Raw genomic sequence first — 14,753 nt, forward strand, 5'->3', positions numbered from 1 at the left:
CCGGCAACGCCCAGGACCACGCCATGACTGACGAACTGTTTCCCTGCGACCATTGCGGCGGAAAATGGGCTTTTGGCTACTCCCACCGGCTGCTGAAGTGCCCATCTGCCCCCGCGCGGGATTACCTGAGTGCCGAGGACAGTGTCGCGCCTCAGATGAATGACCTCGAGGCACGGTCATTATTTGCGATTCCGCAAGAAAAAGTGTGCTGCATCTTCTGCGAAGACTGCGGTATGCAGACGCCTTGGATTCCGATGGGGAACGACCGGCATGCTGCTTTCGAAAAAGCCGGCACGATATGGAACGCCCGCATGAGGCGCCCAGTCGCAAAAGAGGGTGACCTTCTGAAACTGATTAGAAAGGAGATCAGCGCTCTGGATGCGCCGTTTCTGATTGACTTGCTCGCCAGAACAGAAGACGACTGGGAGAAACGTGGTCCAATCTTCGCAATGCTCGCCAAGAAGATCGTCGATAGCCAAATCACGATGAGCGATTACTGGGCGGTGGACACTGTACTCAACGACGCGGCGAGGTATCGAAAGCTCCAACAACTTGCCAAGCGCATCTACATTGATGGCATCGCGTCGATCCAGTTCCCACGCATACCGGCGACCGGTGGAGACGAGGGAAATTTCGAGAACAGCATCAACCTCGCCGTGGATGACCTTCCGGATCGCAATCGGTGGTGACTTGACCTTCACCCGGGTCTGCGATACTCGGACTGTATTGCCTACCGTCCCAACGACATCCGGAGAAACAAGAATGTCCCCTATCGAATACATCCGCACGGCCTATCGTCTTCGCACGAAGCTCGTCCCGCAGCTCGCAACTGTGTTCGCGCTCGCCATCATCCTGACCTACCATGCGCTGACTAATCAACAGTTGGGCTGGCTTCTAAATTAGTCTCGGTCACCAAGATACGCCTAGGAATTATCTTGATAACGCCTAGGTCGACCATTCCCACAGGCCATGTCACTGATTTATCAAGCTATTATTGAATTTGCTTGCCTGTAACAAAACGGCACACACGCGAGAATTGTCACACCTCAACCGTATTTTTGGCCCAGGATGCGGTAAAGCGCCTGCCGAGAAATACCCAAGGCTTTCGCCGCAGCGGACTTATCACCCTCAGTTGACGCGACCGCGGCGAGCGCCTGTTCTAGGCTGATTGCCGCAGACCTCTGCTTTGCCGCAATGTTAAAGCTGGCCACATAGGCGTTGGCCTTATCGGGACGACTATGCCCCGCTGCCTCAACAACTTGTTTCATCGCTTCCCTGTGTCGCTTGATGTCAGCTTTCTCTCCCGTACCCTTGACCGGGGCGGGTACGCCGGTGAGCATCTCATACATCTGCTGGAGGTACTGATGACGTAGACCGTGGCTCGTGACGCCCAGCCCTGCTTTCGTCACGCCGTGTTGCTTGAGCACCTCGTAATAGCGGTTCTTCCACTGCGTCTTGGTATAACCGTCCGGAATCGTCGACCCGGTGAGCGTGTTGCAGAACTGCATCGCATCTTCCAATACCGCCATTTGCAACTGCATCGGGACAACGCGATCCCTGCCGCCTTTTGTCCCGCGGGTGACGCTTAACAAACCGTCGCGGCGAATCGATTCCTTGGGTCTCAGCAAAAAACTCTCTTCGACGCGTAGTCCAAAAGCTGCCTGGAGCTTTAATTGCATTGCTACGACTGAATCCGTCCCGGCAATCTCGTTGATTTTGGCCACTGCATCAACTCTATTGCCCTCCCAAGACTTATCCTCGAGCGCTGCATACGTGCGAATAAGGCCGTGTTCTTTGCGATCGACGTAATCAGCCAACGTACCAACAAGATTGGGCTTGCTGACCCAACCCGCGAACGCACGGAGGTAGGTGAGTTTGTTCTCAATCGTGCCGGCGCTTTGCTTCTTTCCGATCCACAAATTCACAAGAAAGCGAATGTGTTTTTCCTTAACGGACCACGGCGATTGCAGTGCAAAGCCATTCTCGCGAAGTTCCACGAAAGACCGGCACAGCTTCTGCAATCGATATCCCTGCGTCTTCACAGATAGCGGTTTCGAAGTGACCCGCGTGCGACTGTGTACCCGATCCGCGTTATCCTGGAACAGTACGCTGAGTTCGCCCTTGAAATCGCTCGGAAGTTTGTATTCGCTCAGAAGCGTGCGTACATTCACCGTCACTGCCATTCGTTGCTCCTTAAGAACTGGTCAACTTAAGACTCACCGCGCGATGGAACGCGCGGCCCAGCTCAAACGCCTGCGCTAGTTCAGCCGAACTTGAAAAGTGGCGTTCATACCGCCCACACCTTGACGAAGCGATCTCCCATCCCGCCATGCCCGCGTGCTCGAGCGCTAAGCGTCGTGCTTTCACGTCGGCGAGACCAAAGCGAAGTGATAGCTTCCACTCCGACCACGCTGCATGCGCCGCGAGGTCACGGTCCTCCCATCGGACCATTCGCTTTTGCCGTGCCATTCGTGCCACTTCGCGCGCAGCAGTCGCCGGTACGAGCCGCCCGTGAAGTCGGATGGCATCCAGATCTTTGCCAAACAGGGCCGTCGATGGGCTAAACCGATGTGCGCAAGAAAGGTCTCGCGTGCACTCAGACGATCGGTCAATACGGCCTTGAAGGCGACACAAAAATACGGGAACCGTACAAACGCGAACTTCAAGCCAAACCGTGTTTGCAATCCACTCTACGAACTCCGTCCGCGACACGCCCGTTCGCTTACCGACCTGCTCGAAGTCACTTCCCGGGTCAAGATCGGCATAGCTCTCAAGGATCTGAGACAGCAACGCGTCCTTATCCATTGAGTCGCTCTCAAAGCGATGTGCCCGGTCCACGTCAAAGGTCAATCCGTAATATGCGATTTGGTTTGGATCTCTAAAGCACTCCCAGAAGACAGGCCCCAACATGACGTGGTACGAGCCGACAATCACATCTCCACTCATGGGCCGTCTGAGGACGAACCCGTTTGAAGGCTCCATCAAGACCTCGTGCTCGCGTTGATTCGGGTCCGGGCGAGCTCACTCGATCCCGGTTCGTTCGCGCCGCTTGAGAGCCGCAGGGAGCCTATCTCCTGGTCTCGATCGCGCTGCGCGTCGCGTAACCCCGCCGGGCCCTGCCTTCCTGTTCTTTAGCGATTCCATTCGATAGCCCCGCACGTGGAAGAAACGTGCATCGACCGTCCGTATTGCTGCGTGCTGCCGTTCTCACGCTCCGCGTGAAAACCGCTGGCGACGTTGTTGCAGGTCACTCGCACGCGGGCCGCTTTCGCAGTCCTCGCCGTTGAGTCTTGCCCTGCCGTTGCCGCTGCCCGTGGCGCGCATCGCTGCGCGAACCCGAACCGCCGCTTCTACGGCTACCGCGCCGGCCTAGACGCATTCCTGCGCCCGTGTGCTCTGTCTTGCGACCGCACGACCTTGGCCAATTGCTCGGTAATTCGTTTGCGCTGTTCTTTCTCCGGTCGCGCCTACCGTTCGTCTTCCGTACAGGGATGAGCTGCGTCTATCGGCTTGCCCATACCCCCATCCCCAAGCGCGTTCAATCCGCCGCAGTGTGTCGGGCTTCATGCAACGTACCCAGCTTCGTGTGCTGAAAGGATGTGTCCATGCTCGCCGAGACGGCGTAATTAGAAGCGTCCGGACCAGTGTCCGTGTCCGCTCCCAAGCCGTCTCAACTCGCAGATTCGGGCAAAACCGCCCGCAAACCCAATGGATATCGCCTGTCCGGTTTCCTCAACTTGGGTAACCTTGTGCTTGATTAGCTTCAGAAAAAGGCCGCTTCATTTTGCGGCCTGTGACAGAGGGCTTTTCGCTAGGCAAAGCGATGCCCTCGGATGGTCCGTTTAGGAGGTCGATGCGCTGGTCGCGCGGTAGGTATGAAAAAGAATATCTCGGAAAAATCCAAGACCTGCAGGGAAAGCTGCCTAAATCATGCGAGCTTTTGTTGCCTTGACTTCGCCACGTTCCCGATAGAGTGAGTTCACCAGCGTCGGGCTTTGGCCTCTGCCGGGGCCCTGCTGGGGCGCTGCCCCATAGCATGGTCAACATAGGCAATTGCTTGGCTCCTTGCGGGGACAAGCATGGCCCCTACGAAGCGTTGCGGTCTCTATGACCGTACCGCTTGGCCCCTCCTGGGGCCAAGCGAGGGTCAAGTACGGGCCCAAGCGCGACACGCTGCTAACGTCATTTGAACTCTGGAGGGAGAATCTTGAAAGCACAAGTTTTTGCGGTGGACGTGGGTTATGGCAACACGAAATGCGCGTTCCGAATGGGATCGGATCTGGCGACGATGATGTTCCCGTCGCTTGCTCCGCTGCTTGTCAGCGAAGCGGTGTCGAGTTTTGGCCACGGCGTTCTCGCTGATCGGAAAGTCGCTGCGATCGAAGTCGATGGCACTGTGTATGAAGTCGGTCCGGGCGTTGACCGATCCTCGGCGTATGGAAACGCAGGCCGCACGCTTTCAGAGGACTTCTGCACAACCCCAAACTATGCAGCGTTGCTTTATGGCGCATTGCATTTCGCCGGGATCACCGATGTCGAACGCCTAGTCTTAGGGTTACCCGTGCACAGCATCGGCAAGTATTCGGAAGGCGTGCGGGAGGCATTCACCGGCACACTGAATTTCGGTCACGGGCAGGTACAAATCGGCAGCGTGAAGGTCATCCCGCAGCCACTAGGCTCGCTCGTTTCGTTCTCTGAGTATGGCGGCAGCCGCTTTGACCGTGACAACGCACATCTCGTGATCGATGTTGGCTATTTCACGACCGACTGGGTGGTCGCAAACGGCTTCACGATGAACGACCGGCGTAGCGGCGGCGCCCCGGGCGGCGCATCGCAGATCTACCAGCGCATGGCGTCGCTGATCGGAAAGCAGGAGGGCGAGCCGGTGACCGATATCGAGCGTATCGACGAATCGCTCAGGCTTAAGAAGCCCCTCCTTTTCTATAACAAGGACATCGACCTTGCGCCCTACCTTGAACAGTCTCAAGCGGTCATTCTCAGCACGGTCAAGGAAATCCAGAACAAGGTCGGCCGCACGGCAGATATCCGTTCCATCGTGTTGACCGGTGGCGGGGCGGCTCTGTATGAACCGGCGATCCGCGCAGCTTTCCCCCGTACGCAAGTCGATCTGCTCGAGGCACCGTGTTTTGCGAATGTGAAAGGCTTTCTTATCGTCGGCGAATCGACGCTGGCCCGTGAGCGTAAATCGCTCGGGGCAGCAGCATGACAAGGAAAATGCTGATTAAGGTGACGGTGGACGAGGCGCTCTTTCCCGAGCTATATCAGCGTTTGGAGGAATTCGAGAACACGCGTCTGCGCGCGGCCGTGTTGCGCTCGCTAGCCAGCGACCGGGTGCGTTTTCCGGCGAGCGCCGTTCCCGAGGCATCCGCTCCGGACGCAACGCCGGCGCTGCGGCTAGCGGATCGACCACTCACGAAGCCAGAGGCACCCACGACGACGTCAGTTTCGCCGCGCCCGATCGTAGCGACCGTCGAGCAATATTCTGTCGACACGGCACAGCCAGATGCAATGTCGGAGTTATCGCATCGCTTCAACGTCGATGAGATCGCTGACCAGTTCGCCGGCTTCTAGTCGATAGATCGGTCCACAGCCGTAGTTCAGATTCGCTTTGAACTTGCCGTTATATCGTCATACCCCGACTGCGCAAGCAGTCGGACCTAGACGTTCACCATCACCCAGGCGTGCGGCGGCAACGCAAACGTGGCATCCAGGCTTTGTCCGCCGCGTCGATTCGTTCACACCTTGACTTTGGCGCGCATCTGCGAAGATGGGTTATCGATGTTGACAAGCATCCGCTTGCGACACGTCAACCAACTATAGAGGCGGTATGGACATTCTCGACAGCTTGATGCAACTTGACTGGACACGTGGTGTTCGGATGTGGATCCTGGTCGCCGCAGGTATCGCGGTGTACGAAGCCGCATTCTTGTTTCACCGCGCTATCATTAGCCGGAAGAAAGGAGGCAGCAATGTTCGCTAAATTCATGGCCCTGCCATTCGTCACCCGCCGCGCCGTCATTGCGCTGGCGTCGTTCTTCACGATGTTTGTGAGTGTCCACCTGCCAAAAAACGGTTTTAGCGAAACTTTGCTGTTCGCAGCTGGGTTTACCATGTTATGGGCAATGGGTATTCTGATCCCGTTCCTAAAGGTCTTGTTCTTTGTTTTGAAGTGGCGCTTGAACTACGTGGTGCGCTTCAAGTAGGCGCGAAATGACCAGGCGAAAAAAAACCCCGACCAACGGTCGGGGTTTTGACTTAAGGGAACTTCAATGCAGCAGAGATACACCTTGTGCGCTCGCCTGTCGACGAATGCAATAGAACCATGCGGTGTTGAGCGTGACGCCTCGTTTGTCGAGTCGCCCGTGAGCACCCTGGCCACGATCGATCACGTCATAAGCTTCCGCTTCTGACTTCCCTACTCTGACCGAGCCGTTCTCGACACCGGACGTAGCAACGATTTGATACCGGCCAACAATCATGCTGAAGCTCATTTCCTCTTCTCCGTTGGAAAAGCTCGGGCGGATTGCGGCCCCGATGGGGACGAATCCCCACCGGGCAAAAGTTACTGTTAGCGGCGCACTCGCCGCGGACAATCAAACAAGCAAGGCTTGCGGCTCGGAACGGCCCACAGGCACAGTGGATGCAGCACTCTGCGGACCGTGACCGGCCAGCCACTCATCCGCAAAGTCGGTCTCCCGCTTCTTCGGACGATGAACCATAGCCGTGTACCCTTCGGCACGCAGCCGCTTGGCCAGCTTCAGCGCCGCGTCCACACCCGGCGACTTGCCCGTGCGTGGATCGACCGCGTCGAAATCGGCAGAGATGTGAACGACGCGGATGCCGAGGCCATCCGGCACCATGAAGTCGGCGAGCAGAATGCGGTTCAGGCAGTACCAGACCGGCACATCGAACTGCATATGCGCGGCGTACGCCGTCTCGAGGCCTTCGGCTACGCCAATCTCCCCGTCAACGGGATCCATCAGCCGGACTGCGCCGCCGTTGAGCTTATGAAGCGTTACGTCGTTCAACTTCGAGGGCAAGATCTCGCCATCGTTAGTGACAATGGTCGCCTTCGCGGCATTCGAGCGATCGAGGAACGTGCGATGCAGTGTGCCAAGGCGTCCGTCAGGCAACGTAAAACGCGCGATGATGCCCGGCCACTGCCCGATTACCTTTTTCTCGTGCCGATAATCGAGCATCGCCTGCCGCAGCGCGGGTGACGGCGACGCCGTCAGCCCCGGAACACGTGCGCGCAAATAGCGCGACACCAATCCATCTGGCCCGATACGCGTCGCACGATCCCACATCGAATCAAGCCGCGTTCGCGCCCATTCGGGATCGACCTTTCGCCCAGGCGCTGGCGCTGCTGGTTGCGGCTGACAATGCCGGGCCTCTGCGATCGTGCCGCCCTTGAGCTCAACCATCAACTCGGGAAAGCTCATCCCTGTCACCTTGCAGATGAGCTCGTAGCCATCTCCGGCTTTGGGGTCACCGTTATTGCATTTGCGGCACACCCAATCGCCGCGGCCGCGCTTATTGTCGTAAGTGAAGCGATCGTTACCGCCACAGATCGGACACGATCCACTCTTTCCCGTTAGTGAGCGTTCCGGCACTCCGTACTTCTGGAGCAACGTAACCCACTGTTCCGGTGTGAGCTTGAGGCTCTTTACATTCATGGTTGGCACTCCAGTCGTTTGGGGTGGTTATGGTCGATGCCTGAGACAGGCGGTAAAACCGTGCTCAAAAAAGCGGTCCGTGTTTCCCGGCGCGCGGGCGGACGGCTTTTTTCAGCAAAGGCGTTGTGCAGAAGAGATCGATGCGCGAGGCGCGGCGGCAGATGCGGAGAATGCGGACGCTTCGGGTTCCGCCAGCCCAAATGGGCCGGACGGAACTGCGAAGGTGAGGTGATGCGGGAGAAAAGGTGAGCGCTTACAGGATCAGATTGCGGCCCATGCCTGTCGCGGGTGCAGCTTGTCGAAGGGAATATCGTCGTCCATCGAGTCGAACCCACCGCCGCCGCCAAACGAAGACGAAGACGACTTCGCGTTGCCAGGTGACGGACTTGGTGCCGGCGGGCGAGCACTCTCTTGTCGAGCTTGACGCTGCGGGCGTGACGATTCGAAGTCGTCCGAGCCTGAGGAACGTTGCTCTCCTCCAGATCGGCCACCCAACATCTGCATCTGGTCGGCAACGATCTCAGTCGAATAACACTCCTGACCCGCTTGGTCTGTCCACTTGCGCGTGCGGATCCTGCCTTCGACGTACACCGACGAGCCCTTCTTCAGGTACTCGTTGACGATCTCCGCCAGGCGACCGAAGAATGAAACGCGGTGCCACTCGGTCAATTCCTTCATTTCACCGGAGGCCTTGTCTTTGTAGCGGTCCGTCGTGGCCAATCGAATATTGGCGACGGCATCGCCACTTGGGAGATACCGGGTTTCCGGATCGGCCCCGAGGTTGCCCACGAGAATGACCTTGTTTACTGATGCCATGTAAAGGCTCCTTAAGATTTTTTGATCGACCAAAGCCACTTATCCCACAGCACTTGCGCGCCGCTGGCATCAAGCTTCGGTCTTCCACGTTTATCTACAGCCGGGACCTTGGTTTTGCCAAGGCGTCTGACCTCGATTCGATCGCCGACTTTGCAGTTGGCTTCGGCGATAGCATCGCGAAGGCCCTCGCCCTGCAGCACGTCGAGTCCGCCACGGTGCGCAAGGGTGATGCAGAACGACTCGTAGGTTTTGCCCGGGCGCTTGCCATCGGGAAACTCCTTTTCGCCCCACTCCTTTAAAACGCCATACCGCGCGCGCTCAGTCCGTCGAGGGGATGAATCAGTAGTTGCAGGCGGCGTCAGCACGACGGCGTCCACGACGTCGTGCTGACGTTGCGCGTCGCCGAGTGGAACGAAGCGCACTTTTTCCGCATTGACTGAGTGCGCGGGAGATGCCTCTGGCGAGTGAGCGTCCTTGACAGCCGCCGCAATCGCGTCAGTCAACGTGCCCTTGTGCTCTCGCAGCACTTCCCAGTGCGGGGCGAGCGCCGGTATAAGCTTCAGGCCGACGGCTGTCGGTTTCAACTCATAGCCGAACGCCGGACGGAACTGCACAACGACACCGCCTTCGTCCCGAAAGAGCGTGGGCTGCCCTGCGATGGCAATATGCCGTTCCTTGGCGCTGCCCATTCCCACTTCGATTGGGGACGAATGCTCGGATGTTTGGACGGTGCGAGGCTGTATCTGAACAGATGCCCCGAAGAACGTTCCGAGCAGTCGACCAAAGGTTGATGCGCTCATGAATGGCCTCCTAGAGCAGTGTGCCGACGCACTCGCGACGCACCTCTTCCATGTCGCGTTTGAGCAAAGGATTGCTCAGGATGACATCCTGCAGGATCTCGGGATCAACGCCATTGACTTGGCACACGAACCGATAAGGCAGAGCGCCATTCCAGAACTCCATGACCCAGCCAAGCGTAGCCCGGTAGTCCTCGAATTCCATTTTCTTCTTGTTTTTGAGTCGTTCGCTGAACAACGCAGCGCAATCCATCAGCGACTCAGGCATGTTGTCTCCGCGCCTGCTATCCATCGCGAGACGGACCAACGCGTCGACCATTTTGTCTTTGACCACCGCGCTCCACAGGTGCGGATCGGGCAGCGGATCGGGCTTGGCTTGAACACGAGTCATCGGCGCTGCTGAAGCGTCGAACATGTCCAATTGCCATGCGGCTACTTCGGTTTGCATGGGAATCTCCGAATGAACGAGAACCCATGCCCGCAACGGGATGGTTTCCCGTTGGGGTGATGGATCAAGACCACCCTTTCGGGCGGTCTTGACATTCAGGCATGGCGACTAGTCGTCGGTGCCTGTCTTAAGTGGAACGACCACTGCGGATTTAGCGTACTGCCGTTTGATGGGCGTGACGTTGGCTTCAGCAGGGGCGACAACAGCATGTGCAGGAGCTTTCGCGTCGTCGATCTTCTCTTCTTTCAACGCCGCCTTCATCGATCTCTTGATCCACGAAAAGACAACGAAAGAGACGAACATAAACGCGAAGAACGAGTGCGCAGCAAGCCACAATGCAAAGCACACAGCGACCAACCAAGCGGGCGATTTGATCGCCTTGGAAACCAACTGCTTCGGCATTTTTCTCTCCAGAAAAAGACGCACTAGGGGATGTCCAGCCAGTACAACGCTGGAAGTTTCGATGCTCGGGTGAGCAGGGAAAAACGGCGCGCGGAGAGACGCTTTCGTCACGGCTCGAGAAGGCGTGGCGGAAGCAACTCTATGCGGAAAAGATGAAATGGAGCAGACGCGAAATCTCGCGTGGCTTCAGTCGATGCGTCGAAGACGCGGGGATGAAGGCCAATTTACGCTGGTCTTGCAAACCGATGTACGCGAAAGCTCCCAAAAACATGGCGTCTATTCGAGAGATGCACGTTTTGCACTGCATTGCGCGCCTTGACAACGATTAGAGCGTGTCAAGCTGGTCACAGACAAACCAACCAGGTAACGCAATGCTTTTCGAAATCATGGTCGTGGTCGGCGGCTACTACGCGTACCGACATCTCACGAAGGCGAGTATCAAACGCCCCGCCCCCCGCTTTCTGAACCGCGGCGCTGAAGCCATCGGTGCGGCGGGAGAAGCCGCCGCACAGGCAAGGCTTCGGAAGACGCTTTATTGGCTTTGCGGGAATGACTTCTATCTGCACGAAGGCGCGCTCATCATTGACCACGCGCCTGGACCGACTTCCCTACCGCGGAAATCGACCACCTTGCCGTAACACCCTTCGGCGTTTTCATTTTCGAAACCAAAAATTGATCGGGGCACATTGCACCGGCGGCCGATGACGGAAAGCTAACCCGGACCAGTCCGAATGGCCAAACAGACGAACGCCGCTCTCCAATCGAACAGAACCGAAGCAAGATCCGCTTCCTGCAAGCGCAACTACCGTCGATGTGGCCGGTCTTTGGTGCGGGATTATTTTCCTCACAGGACGCGGTGCTCGATTCGAAACTTTCAGCTGACCTCCTCACACTCGATGATCTCCCGCAATAGCTGCGGATGAAACGAGATCTGTTCACCTCCGATAAGCAAGTGAGCGTCGAGCACGCAAAAACGGCGGTTTTGATGTTTGCCGATGACAGGACAGGTGCCCACTTGAAACATAAGGAACGCGTTAGCCGTTTGTAATAAACACCTTTAGATCGAAAGTTCTCGGATAATGCAAGCTTCTTTATAGGTATTTTCTCCCATGAACGAACTAAAGTGTTACCGAAACTTTCCGATAAACGTTTGCTGAGTACGTGATAAATACGGCGCTATGCACCGCCAGACAATGAAAGAGGGGTAAAAATACGCCTCTTTTCCAAATGTGGAATCAATGACAAATGTTACCCTTTGTTACTGATGAAAAACGCGGCTGTTTTTTCTGTCCTTGCACGGTTAGATAGAACAGAGGCTGAACTGTTTTGTAGTACCGCGAGGCCTTCGAGAGACCCTTGCGGCGCGGAAAACAGCACCGGGTGGTGCTGTCGCAAATCTGGAGAGAAGAAATGCTGAACGGCGAGACATCCAAGAACACCCCAACTAAGTTTAATCACCTCCCCATTCGGGTCGACGACGACACGTCCGACGAATTCGTCGCACCTACCGATGATCGCAGGCACGTCACTCGATCCTCTATCGATAAAGCTGCGAGAGAGCTTTTCGGTCAGGAAGAGGAACTGATCGGTCGGTTGACCGATGCCATGATGGCTGTCGCGGAATCGAGAGAGCGGATCGCAGCTGAAATGATCGCGCTCGGCAATCAGTTGTTCCATTCGAGACATCTCATTCGCAACAACATGGTTGCGAAAGCGGGAGACACTCGTGAGATACGCAATAGGGCTGCTTGCCTGGCCTTCGATTTTTTCGAGAAAGCGCTGAAGATCAGGGAATCGGCGGCGAAAAGCTACATTCGTTGCTATGAGCGCTTTGGCGACAACACCGAAGCAATCCGCGTTTTCAACGTCGGCGAGTTGAATATGCTGGTAGCCAAGCATGTTTCCGACGCGCACATCAACGAAATCATGTTGCAGAAGGACAGCCGCGAAATGACGCGCGGAGACGTGAAGAAACTATTGACAGAGCTCAAACAACGAGATGAAGCTCTTGCCGACAGCGAACGCCAACTAGAGAACGTCGCATCATTGTTAGAGGACAGCAAAAATGAGCTGTTCCTCGCAGGAAAGGATGTCGCTCACCTCACAGAGGCACTGTCAGCAAACGCGCGGGCTTTGACCGCCAAGCAAGAAGAGCTAGCGAGGCTGGACGAACTCTTCAACAGCCGCACCGCAGGTTTGAGCAGCATGGAAAAGGATATCGCCGACAAGGACAAGGAAATTGCACGGCTTAGTCGCGCTCTCGAGACACAAAAGCCTGAAGTCCAAATAAAGGAGATCGTTAAACCCCCGGAAGGATTCACGACAATCTCCCAGGCCGTGAACGCAAAGACAGCGGAGCTTGCCAGCACGGAACAAGCGCTTCACATCGCCCGGCAGGAACTAGAGTCGCTTAAGCAACGGCGAAATGACGCGAAAACGGCTATTGATGCCGCCGAGAAGGTGCAAAACGCATTGAGCGCAGCAACGTCGGCTTACGAGACCTTCGCTGGAAAGCTGTCGTCGGCCCAACTGGCCATTCAAGCATCCAGCGATACGGCGGAGCATCGCCAGTTGGTCGAAGCGCTCTCTGGAATGTTGCGCAAGTCGCTTGTTGAAATCGATACGTGGCTTTCTCGATAAAAGCAGCACAACGACAAGCAACGATGGCGCGTCATCCGCGCCACGATAGAAACCTAAAAATAAATAACACAATGGCCATTACCACAATTAACGCGATCGAGACCGGTCTTACCCTCCACGCTTACCTCGCCGAGAAGATTCAGCGCGCGAACTACACCCTCACTGAAGTGATGCACAAAGTGCTCACTCGCTACGAGGGCGCCGAGACGGTATTCGCGGTCTCCCTTGAAAATATGGATACGTTCAACAAGTACGCTGCACCGAAAGCGACGTTGATGAACATGCCGTTTCTGGCACTGCTGCCTACACTGCCGAATCCCCGCGATTGGGAGACTTTCGTTGATGGCGTCATGTACTCGCCGACGGTCGAACACCTTGCGTCCAAGATGCCCGCCGTCGAGGGCATGATCGGCCGCGATATCTTCCATTACAACTGCATGTACGTCACGCTGCTCAAAGACGTCCTGCATATGAACATCCTTGCAGCCCCGCTACTCGGCATTACGTTCGAACTCGCCGAATATCTTATGAAGCGGCCAATGCGCCAGCTTGAATCAGCTATCGGTCAGATCAAGTTTCTGCTATTTAGATGGCGATTTGTGGATTCGTTGTTCTGGACAGAATACTGCACCGGGTGGCTTTCCAACGAATCGGTGGCGCACTATCTCATGAGCACGGCACAGATCCAAGCATCCACGTTGCCGTATAAAGCCTCATGGTCGAACCTTCGGCTCGAACGGGCAGAACGCGACGGATTTGCGCGAGTCCTCATGTCGCAGGGTTGCCGCGCGTCGACCGCAGTTGACTTCTTTAACCTTAACCGCACCACCGCACGCACCATCTACAAGCAGATCCACGGAGTTAGCTCGCCGGTCGGCTGTAGGACGAAGTCGCTCACGTGGTACGTACAAAGTGCGATCAACCGCGTCCAAGCGACTTTTGTGGTTTGGCTGTACCGGTGCGCGCTCAGGAACGACGCGAATATCCCCGAAGCGTTGATTGCAACCAATGACATTGCAGCTAAGTTGTTTGGCGACGACCTGATGATCACCGCAGATCGTGTGAACCACTTGACCGGTGCAATGGCGATGGACTCTAGGCTGTCGATGGCTCCGTGCCGCACATGCAAGACCGACTACGTTCTTGCTAACGAACAGGGCAAGATCGAGCTCGCCAAAGACTTCGTCTGCCCGGGCTGTAGCTATTCCGTTAAATCACGTCTTGCCTCGAAAAAGAGGAAGAAGGCAAAGTCCTAAACCGAAATCGGAGGTAAGCAAATGCCGCATGAATTTTCCGTCGAAGCCGGGCTCATCGTCTTCTCACAAGACGGTCGGGCACAGTTTGGCTGGCTCGACCTTCAAACAGGCGCGTACTACGGCGAGGCTGACGGCCGGTGGATTCCCGATGTGATCGGGGCGATCGCGTTTCACTCCGACGTGACGCACTGAGCTATGCAGGACTTCGCCTATCTCTTCTCGGACAGCGTCGGCGCATGGCTACGCGGCCGCGGTGACGGACGATTCAAGCAGTATGAAAAGCACTACCGGAGCGACCGAGCGACCGCACCGTCGCCCGACGGATTCGATCTCGAGAGCAGCAACGTTCGTTTCTCGCAGAGGTACGGTAAAGGAAGGCGGCCGTTCGCACCGGTGCTGCGAAGTAAATGGTTCGCAGCTCTCGCACCATTTTTAATTCTCCTATGGGGTGGCACCGCACTCGTATCAACTGCCGGCGCGAAACAACCAGTTGCCGTTGCCGCCGTGCTTGGCGTTATCTTCATTGCTCGTCAAGTGAAGAATTATCGGGTCCGCACGTAACTACGACGGCAAACGGTTGCGGGACCACAACGGTCCGATTTCACCCCTTACCGGGCATTACAATTCGTGCGCCGCCTATTGGCCAACGGCAACTTTTTAACGAGGAAGCGATTTCGAAGCCCTCTTTTGGAGGCAA

Annotated in this window: 19 protein-coding genes; 12 read left to right on the plus strand and 7 right to left on the minus strand. The window is 56.5% G+C overall.

The window, feature by feature from the left end; genetic code table 11:
* Positions 1-23: 23 nt before the first annotated feature.
* Together P9292_RS01705 and P9292_RS01710 are read left to right on the plus strand one after the other, a co-directional pair.
* On the plus strand, positions 24-689 hold the full coding sequence (locus P9292_RS01705; protein WP_309852114.1) for a Lar family restriction alleviation protein: 666 nt from the start codon (positions 24-26) through the stop codon (positions 687-689).
* Positions 690-762: 73 nt separating this feature from the next.
* Positions 763-903 (plus strand): hypothetical protein, encoded by a 141-nt coding sequence (locus P9292_RS01710; RefSeq protein ID WP_309852117.1) that lies wholly within the window; start codon positions 763-765, stop codon positions 901-903.
* Between the two features lie 143 nt (positions 904-1,046).
* On the opposite strand, the gene P9292_RS01715 is transcribed toward P9292_RS01710, so the two are convergent.
* Positions 1,047-2,183 (minus strand): integrase domain-containing protein, encoded by a 1,137-nt coding sequence (locus P9292_RS01715; protein ID WP_309852120.1) that lies wholly within the window; start codon positions 2,181-2,183, stop codon positions 1,047-1,049.
* A gap of 2,024 nt (positions 2,184-4,207) precedes the next feature.
* Between P9292_RS01715 and P9292_RS01720 the strand changes: the two genes are divergently transcribed.
* The 4 genes from P9292_RS01720 (at position 4,208) to P9292_RS01735 (ending at position 6,224) form a co-directional block, all read left to right on the plus strand.
* A complete protein-coding gene (locus P9292_RS01720; RefSeq protein ID WP_309957846.1) occupies positions 4,208-5,227 on the plus strand; it encodes a PRTRC system protein D in 1,020 nt (339 codons plus the stop codon).
* Positions 5,224-5,592, plus strand: a complete 369-nt coding sequence (locus P9292_RS01725; RefSeq protein WP_309852125.1) for a hypothetical protein — start codon at positions 5,224-5,226, stop codon at positions 5,590-5,592. Before P9292_RS01720 ends, P9292_RS01725 begins: the two co-directional genes overlap by 4 nt.
* A 256-nt stretch (positions 5,593-5,848) precedes the next feature.
* Positions 5,849-6,001 carry a hypothetical protein gene (locus P9292_RS01730; RefSeq protein ID WP_309852128.1) on the plus strand — a complete coding sequence of 51 codons (153 nt, stop codon included), beginning with the start codon at positions 5,849-5,851 and terminating at the stop codon, positions 5,999-6,001.
* Entirely contained in the window at positions 5,991-6,224 is a 234-nt protein-coding gene (locus P9292_RS01735) for a hypothetical protein (RefSeq protein ID WP_309852130.1), read from the plus strand. The genes P9292_RS01730 and P9292_RS01735 overlap by 11 nt, the downstream gene beginning before the upstream one ends.
* Before the next feature lie 63 nt (positions 6,225-6,287).
* On the opposite strand, the gene P9292_RS01740 is transcribed toward P9292_RS01735, so the two are convergent.
* From P9292_RS01740 to P9292_RS01765, 6 genes are all read right to left on the minus strand, one after another.
* Positions 6,288-6,512, minus strand: a complete 225-nt coding sequence (locus P9292_RS01740) for a hypothetical protein (protein ID WP_309852133.1) — start codon at positions 6,510-6,512, stop codon at positions 6,288-6,290.
* A 102-nt stretch (positions 6,513-6,614) separates the two neighbouring features.
* Complete coding sequence (locus P9292_RS01745; RefSeq protein WP_309957849.1) at positions 6,615-7,697, minus strand: primase-helicase zinc-binding domain-containing protein; 1,083 nt, start codon at positions 7,695-7,697, stop codon at positions 6,615-6,617.
* A 261-nt stretch (positions 7,698-7,958) separates the two neighbouring features.
* Positions 7,959-8,513 carry a single-stranded DNA-binding protein gene (gene ssb, locus P9292_RS01750; RefSeq protein ID WP_309957851.1) on the minus strand — a complete coding sequence of 185 codons (555 nt, stop codon included), beginning with the start codon at positions 8,511-8,513 and terminating at the stop codon, positions 7,959-7,961.
* An 11-nt stretch (positions 8,514-8,524) separates the two neighbouring features.
* Entirely contained in the window at positions 8,525-9,313 is a 789-nt protein-coding gene (locus P9292_RS01755; RefSeq protein ID WP_309852140.1) for a hypothetical protein, read from the minus strand.
* A 10-nt stretch (positions 9,314-9,323) separates the two neighbouring features.
* Positions 9,324-9,758, minus strand: a complete 435-nt coding sequence (locus tag P9292_RS01760; RefSeq protein WP_309852143.1) for a hypothetical protein — start codon at positions 9,756-9,758, stop codon at positions 9,324-9,326.
* A gap of 108 nt (positions 9,759-9,866) precedes the next feature.
* The gene (locus tag P9292_RS01765) at positions 9,867-10,160 is read right to left on the minus strand and encodes a hypothetical protein (protein ID WP_309852146.1); all 294 of its coding nucleotides are present in this window, start codon (positions 10,158-10,160) and stop codon (positions 9,867-9,869) included.
* A gap of 371 nt (positions 10,161-10,531) precedes the next feature.
* On the opposite strand from P9292_RS01765, the gene P9292_RS01770 reads away from it, so the two are divergent.
* The 6 genes from P9292_RS01770 (at position 10,532) to P9292_RS01790 (ending at position 14,617) form a co-directional block, all read left to right on the plus strand.
* Positions 10,532-10,798, plus strand: a complete 267-nt coding sequence (locus P9292_RS01770; protein ID WP_309852148.1) for a hypothetical protein — start codon at positions 10,532-10,534, stop codon at positions 10,796-10,798.
* The gene (locus P9292_RS43075) at positions 10,780-10,836 is read left to right on the plus strand and encodes a nuclease-related domain-containing protein (RefSeq protein WP_404989481.1); all 57 of its coding nucleotides are present in this window, start codon (positions 10,780-10,782) and stop codon (positions 10,834-10,836) included. The genes P9292_RS01770 and P9292_RS43075 overlap by 19 nt, the downstream gene beginning before the upstream one ends.
* 734 nt (positions 10,837-11,570) lie before the next feature.
* Positions 11,571-12,800, plus strand: a complete 1,230-nt coding sequence (locus P9292_RS01775; protein ID WP_309852150.1) for a hypothetical protein — start codon at positions 11,571-11,573, stop codon at positions 12,798-12,800.
* Positions 12,785-14,056, plus strand: coding sequence for a FlhC family transcriptional regulator (locus tag P9292_RS01780; protein WP_309852152.1), 1,272 nt, complete (start codon positions 12,785-12,787; stop codon positions 14,054-14,056). Before P9292_RS01775 ends, P9292_RS01780 begins: the two co-directional genes overlap by 16 nt.
* Before the next feature lie 21 nt (positions 14,057-14,077).
* The gene (locus tag P9292_RS01785) at positions 14,078-14,248 is read left to right on the plus strand and encodes a hypothetical protein (protein WP_309852156.1); all 171 of its coding nucleotides are present in this window, start codon (positions 14,078-14,080) and stop codon (positions 14,246-14,248) included.
* Positions 14,249-14,251: 3 nt separating this feature from the next.
* The gene (locus tag P9292_RS01790; RefSeq protein ID WP_309852160.1) at positions 14,252-14,617 is read left to right on the plus strand and encodes a hypothetical protein; all 366 of its coding nucleotides are present in this window, start codon (positions 14,252-14,254) and stop codon (positions 14,615-14,617) included.
* The last annotated feature ends 136 nt before the right edge of the window (positions 14,618-14,753 follow it).

The sequence above is a fragment of the Caballeronia sp. LZ001 genome (assembly GCF_031450875.1).
Classification (GTDB): Bacteria; Pseudomonadota; Gammaproteobacteria; order Burkholderiales; family Burkholderiaceae; genus Caballeronia.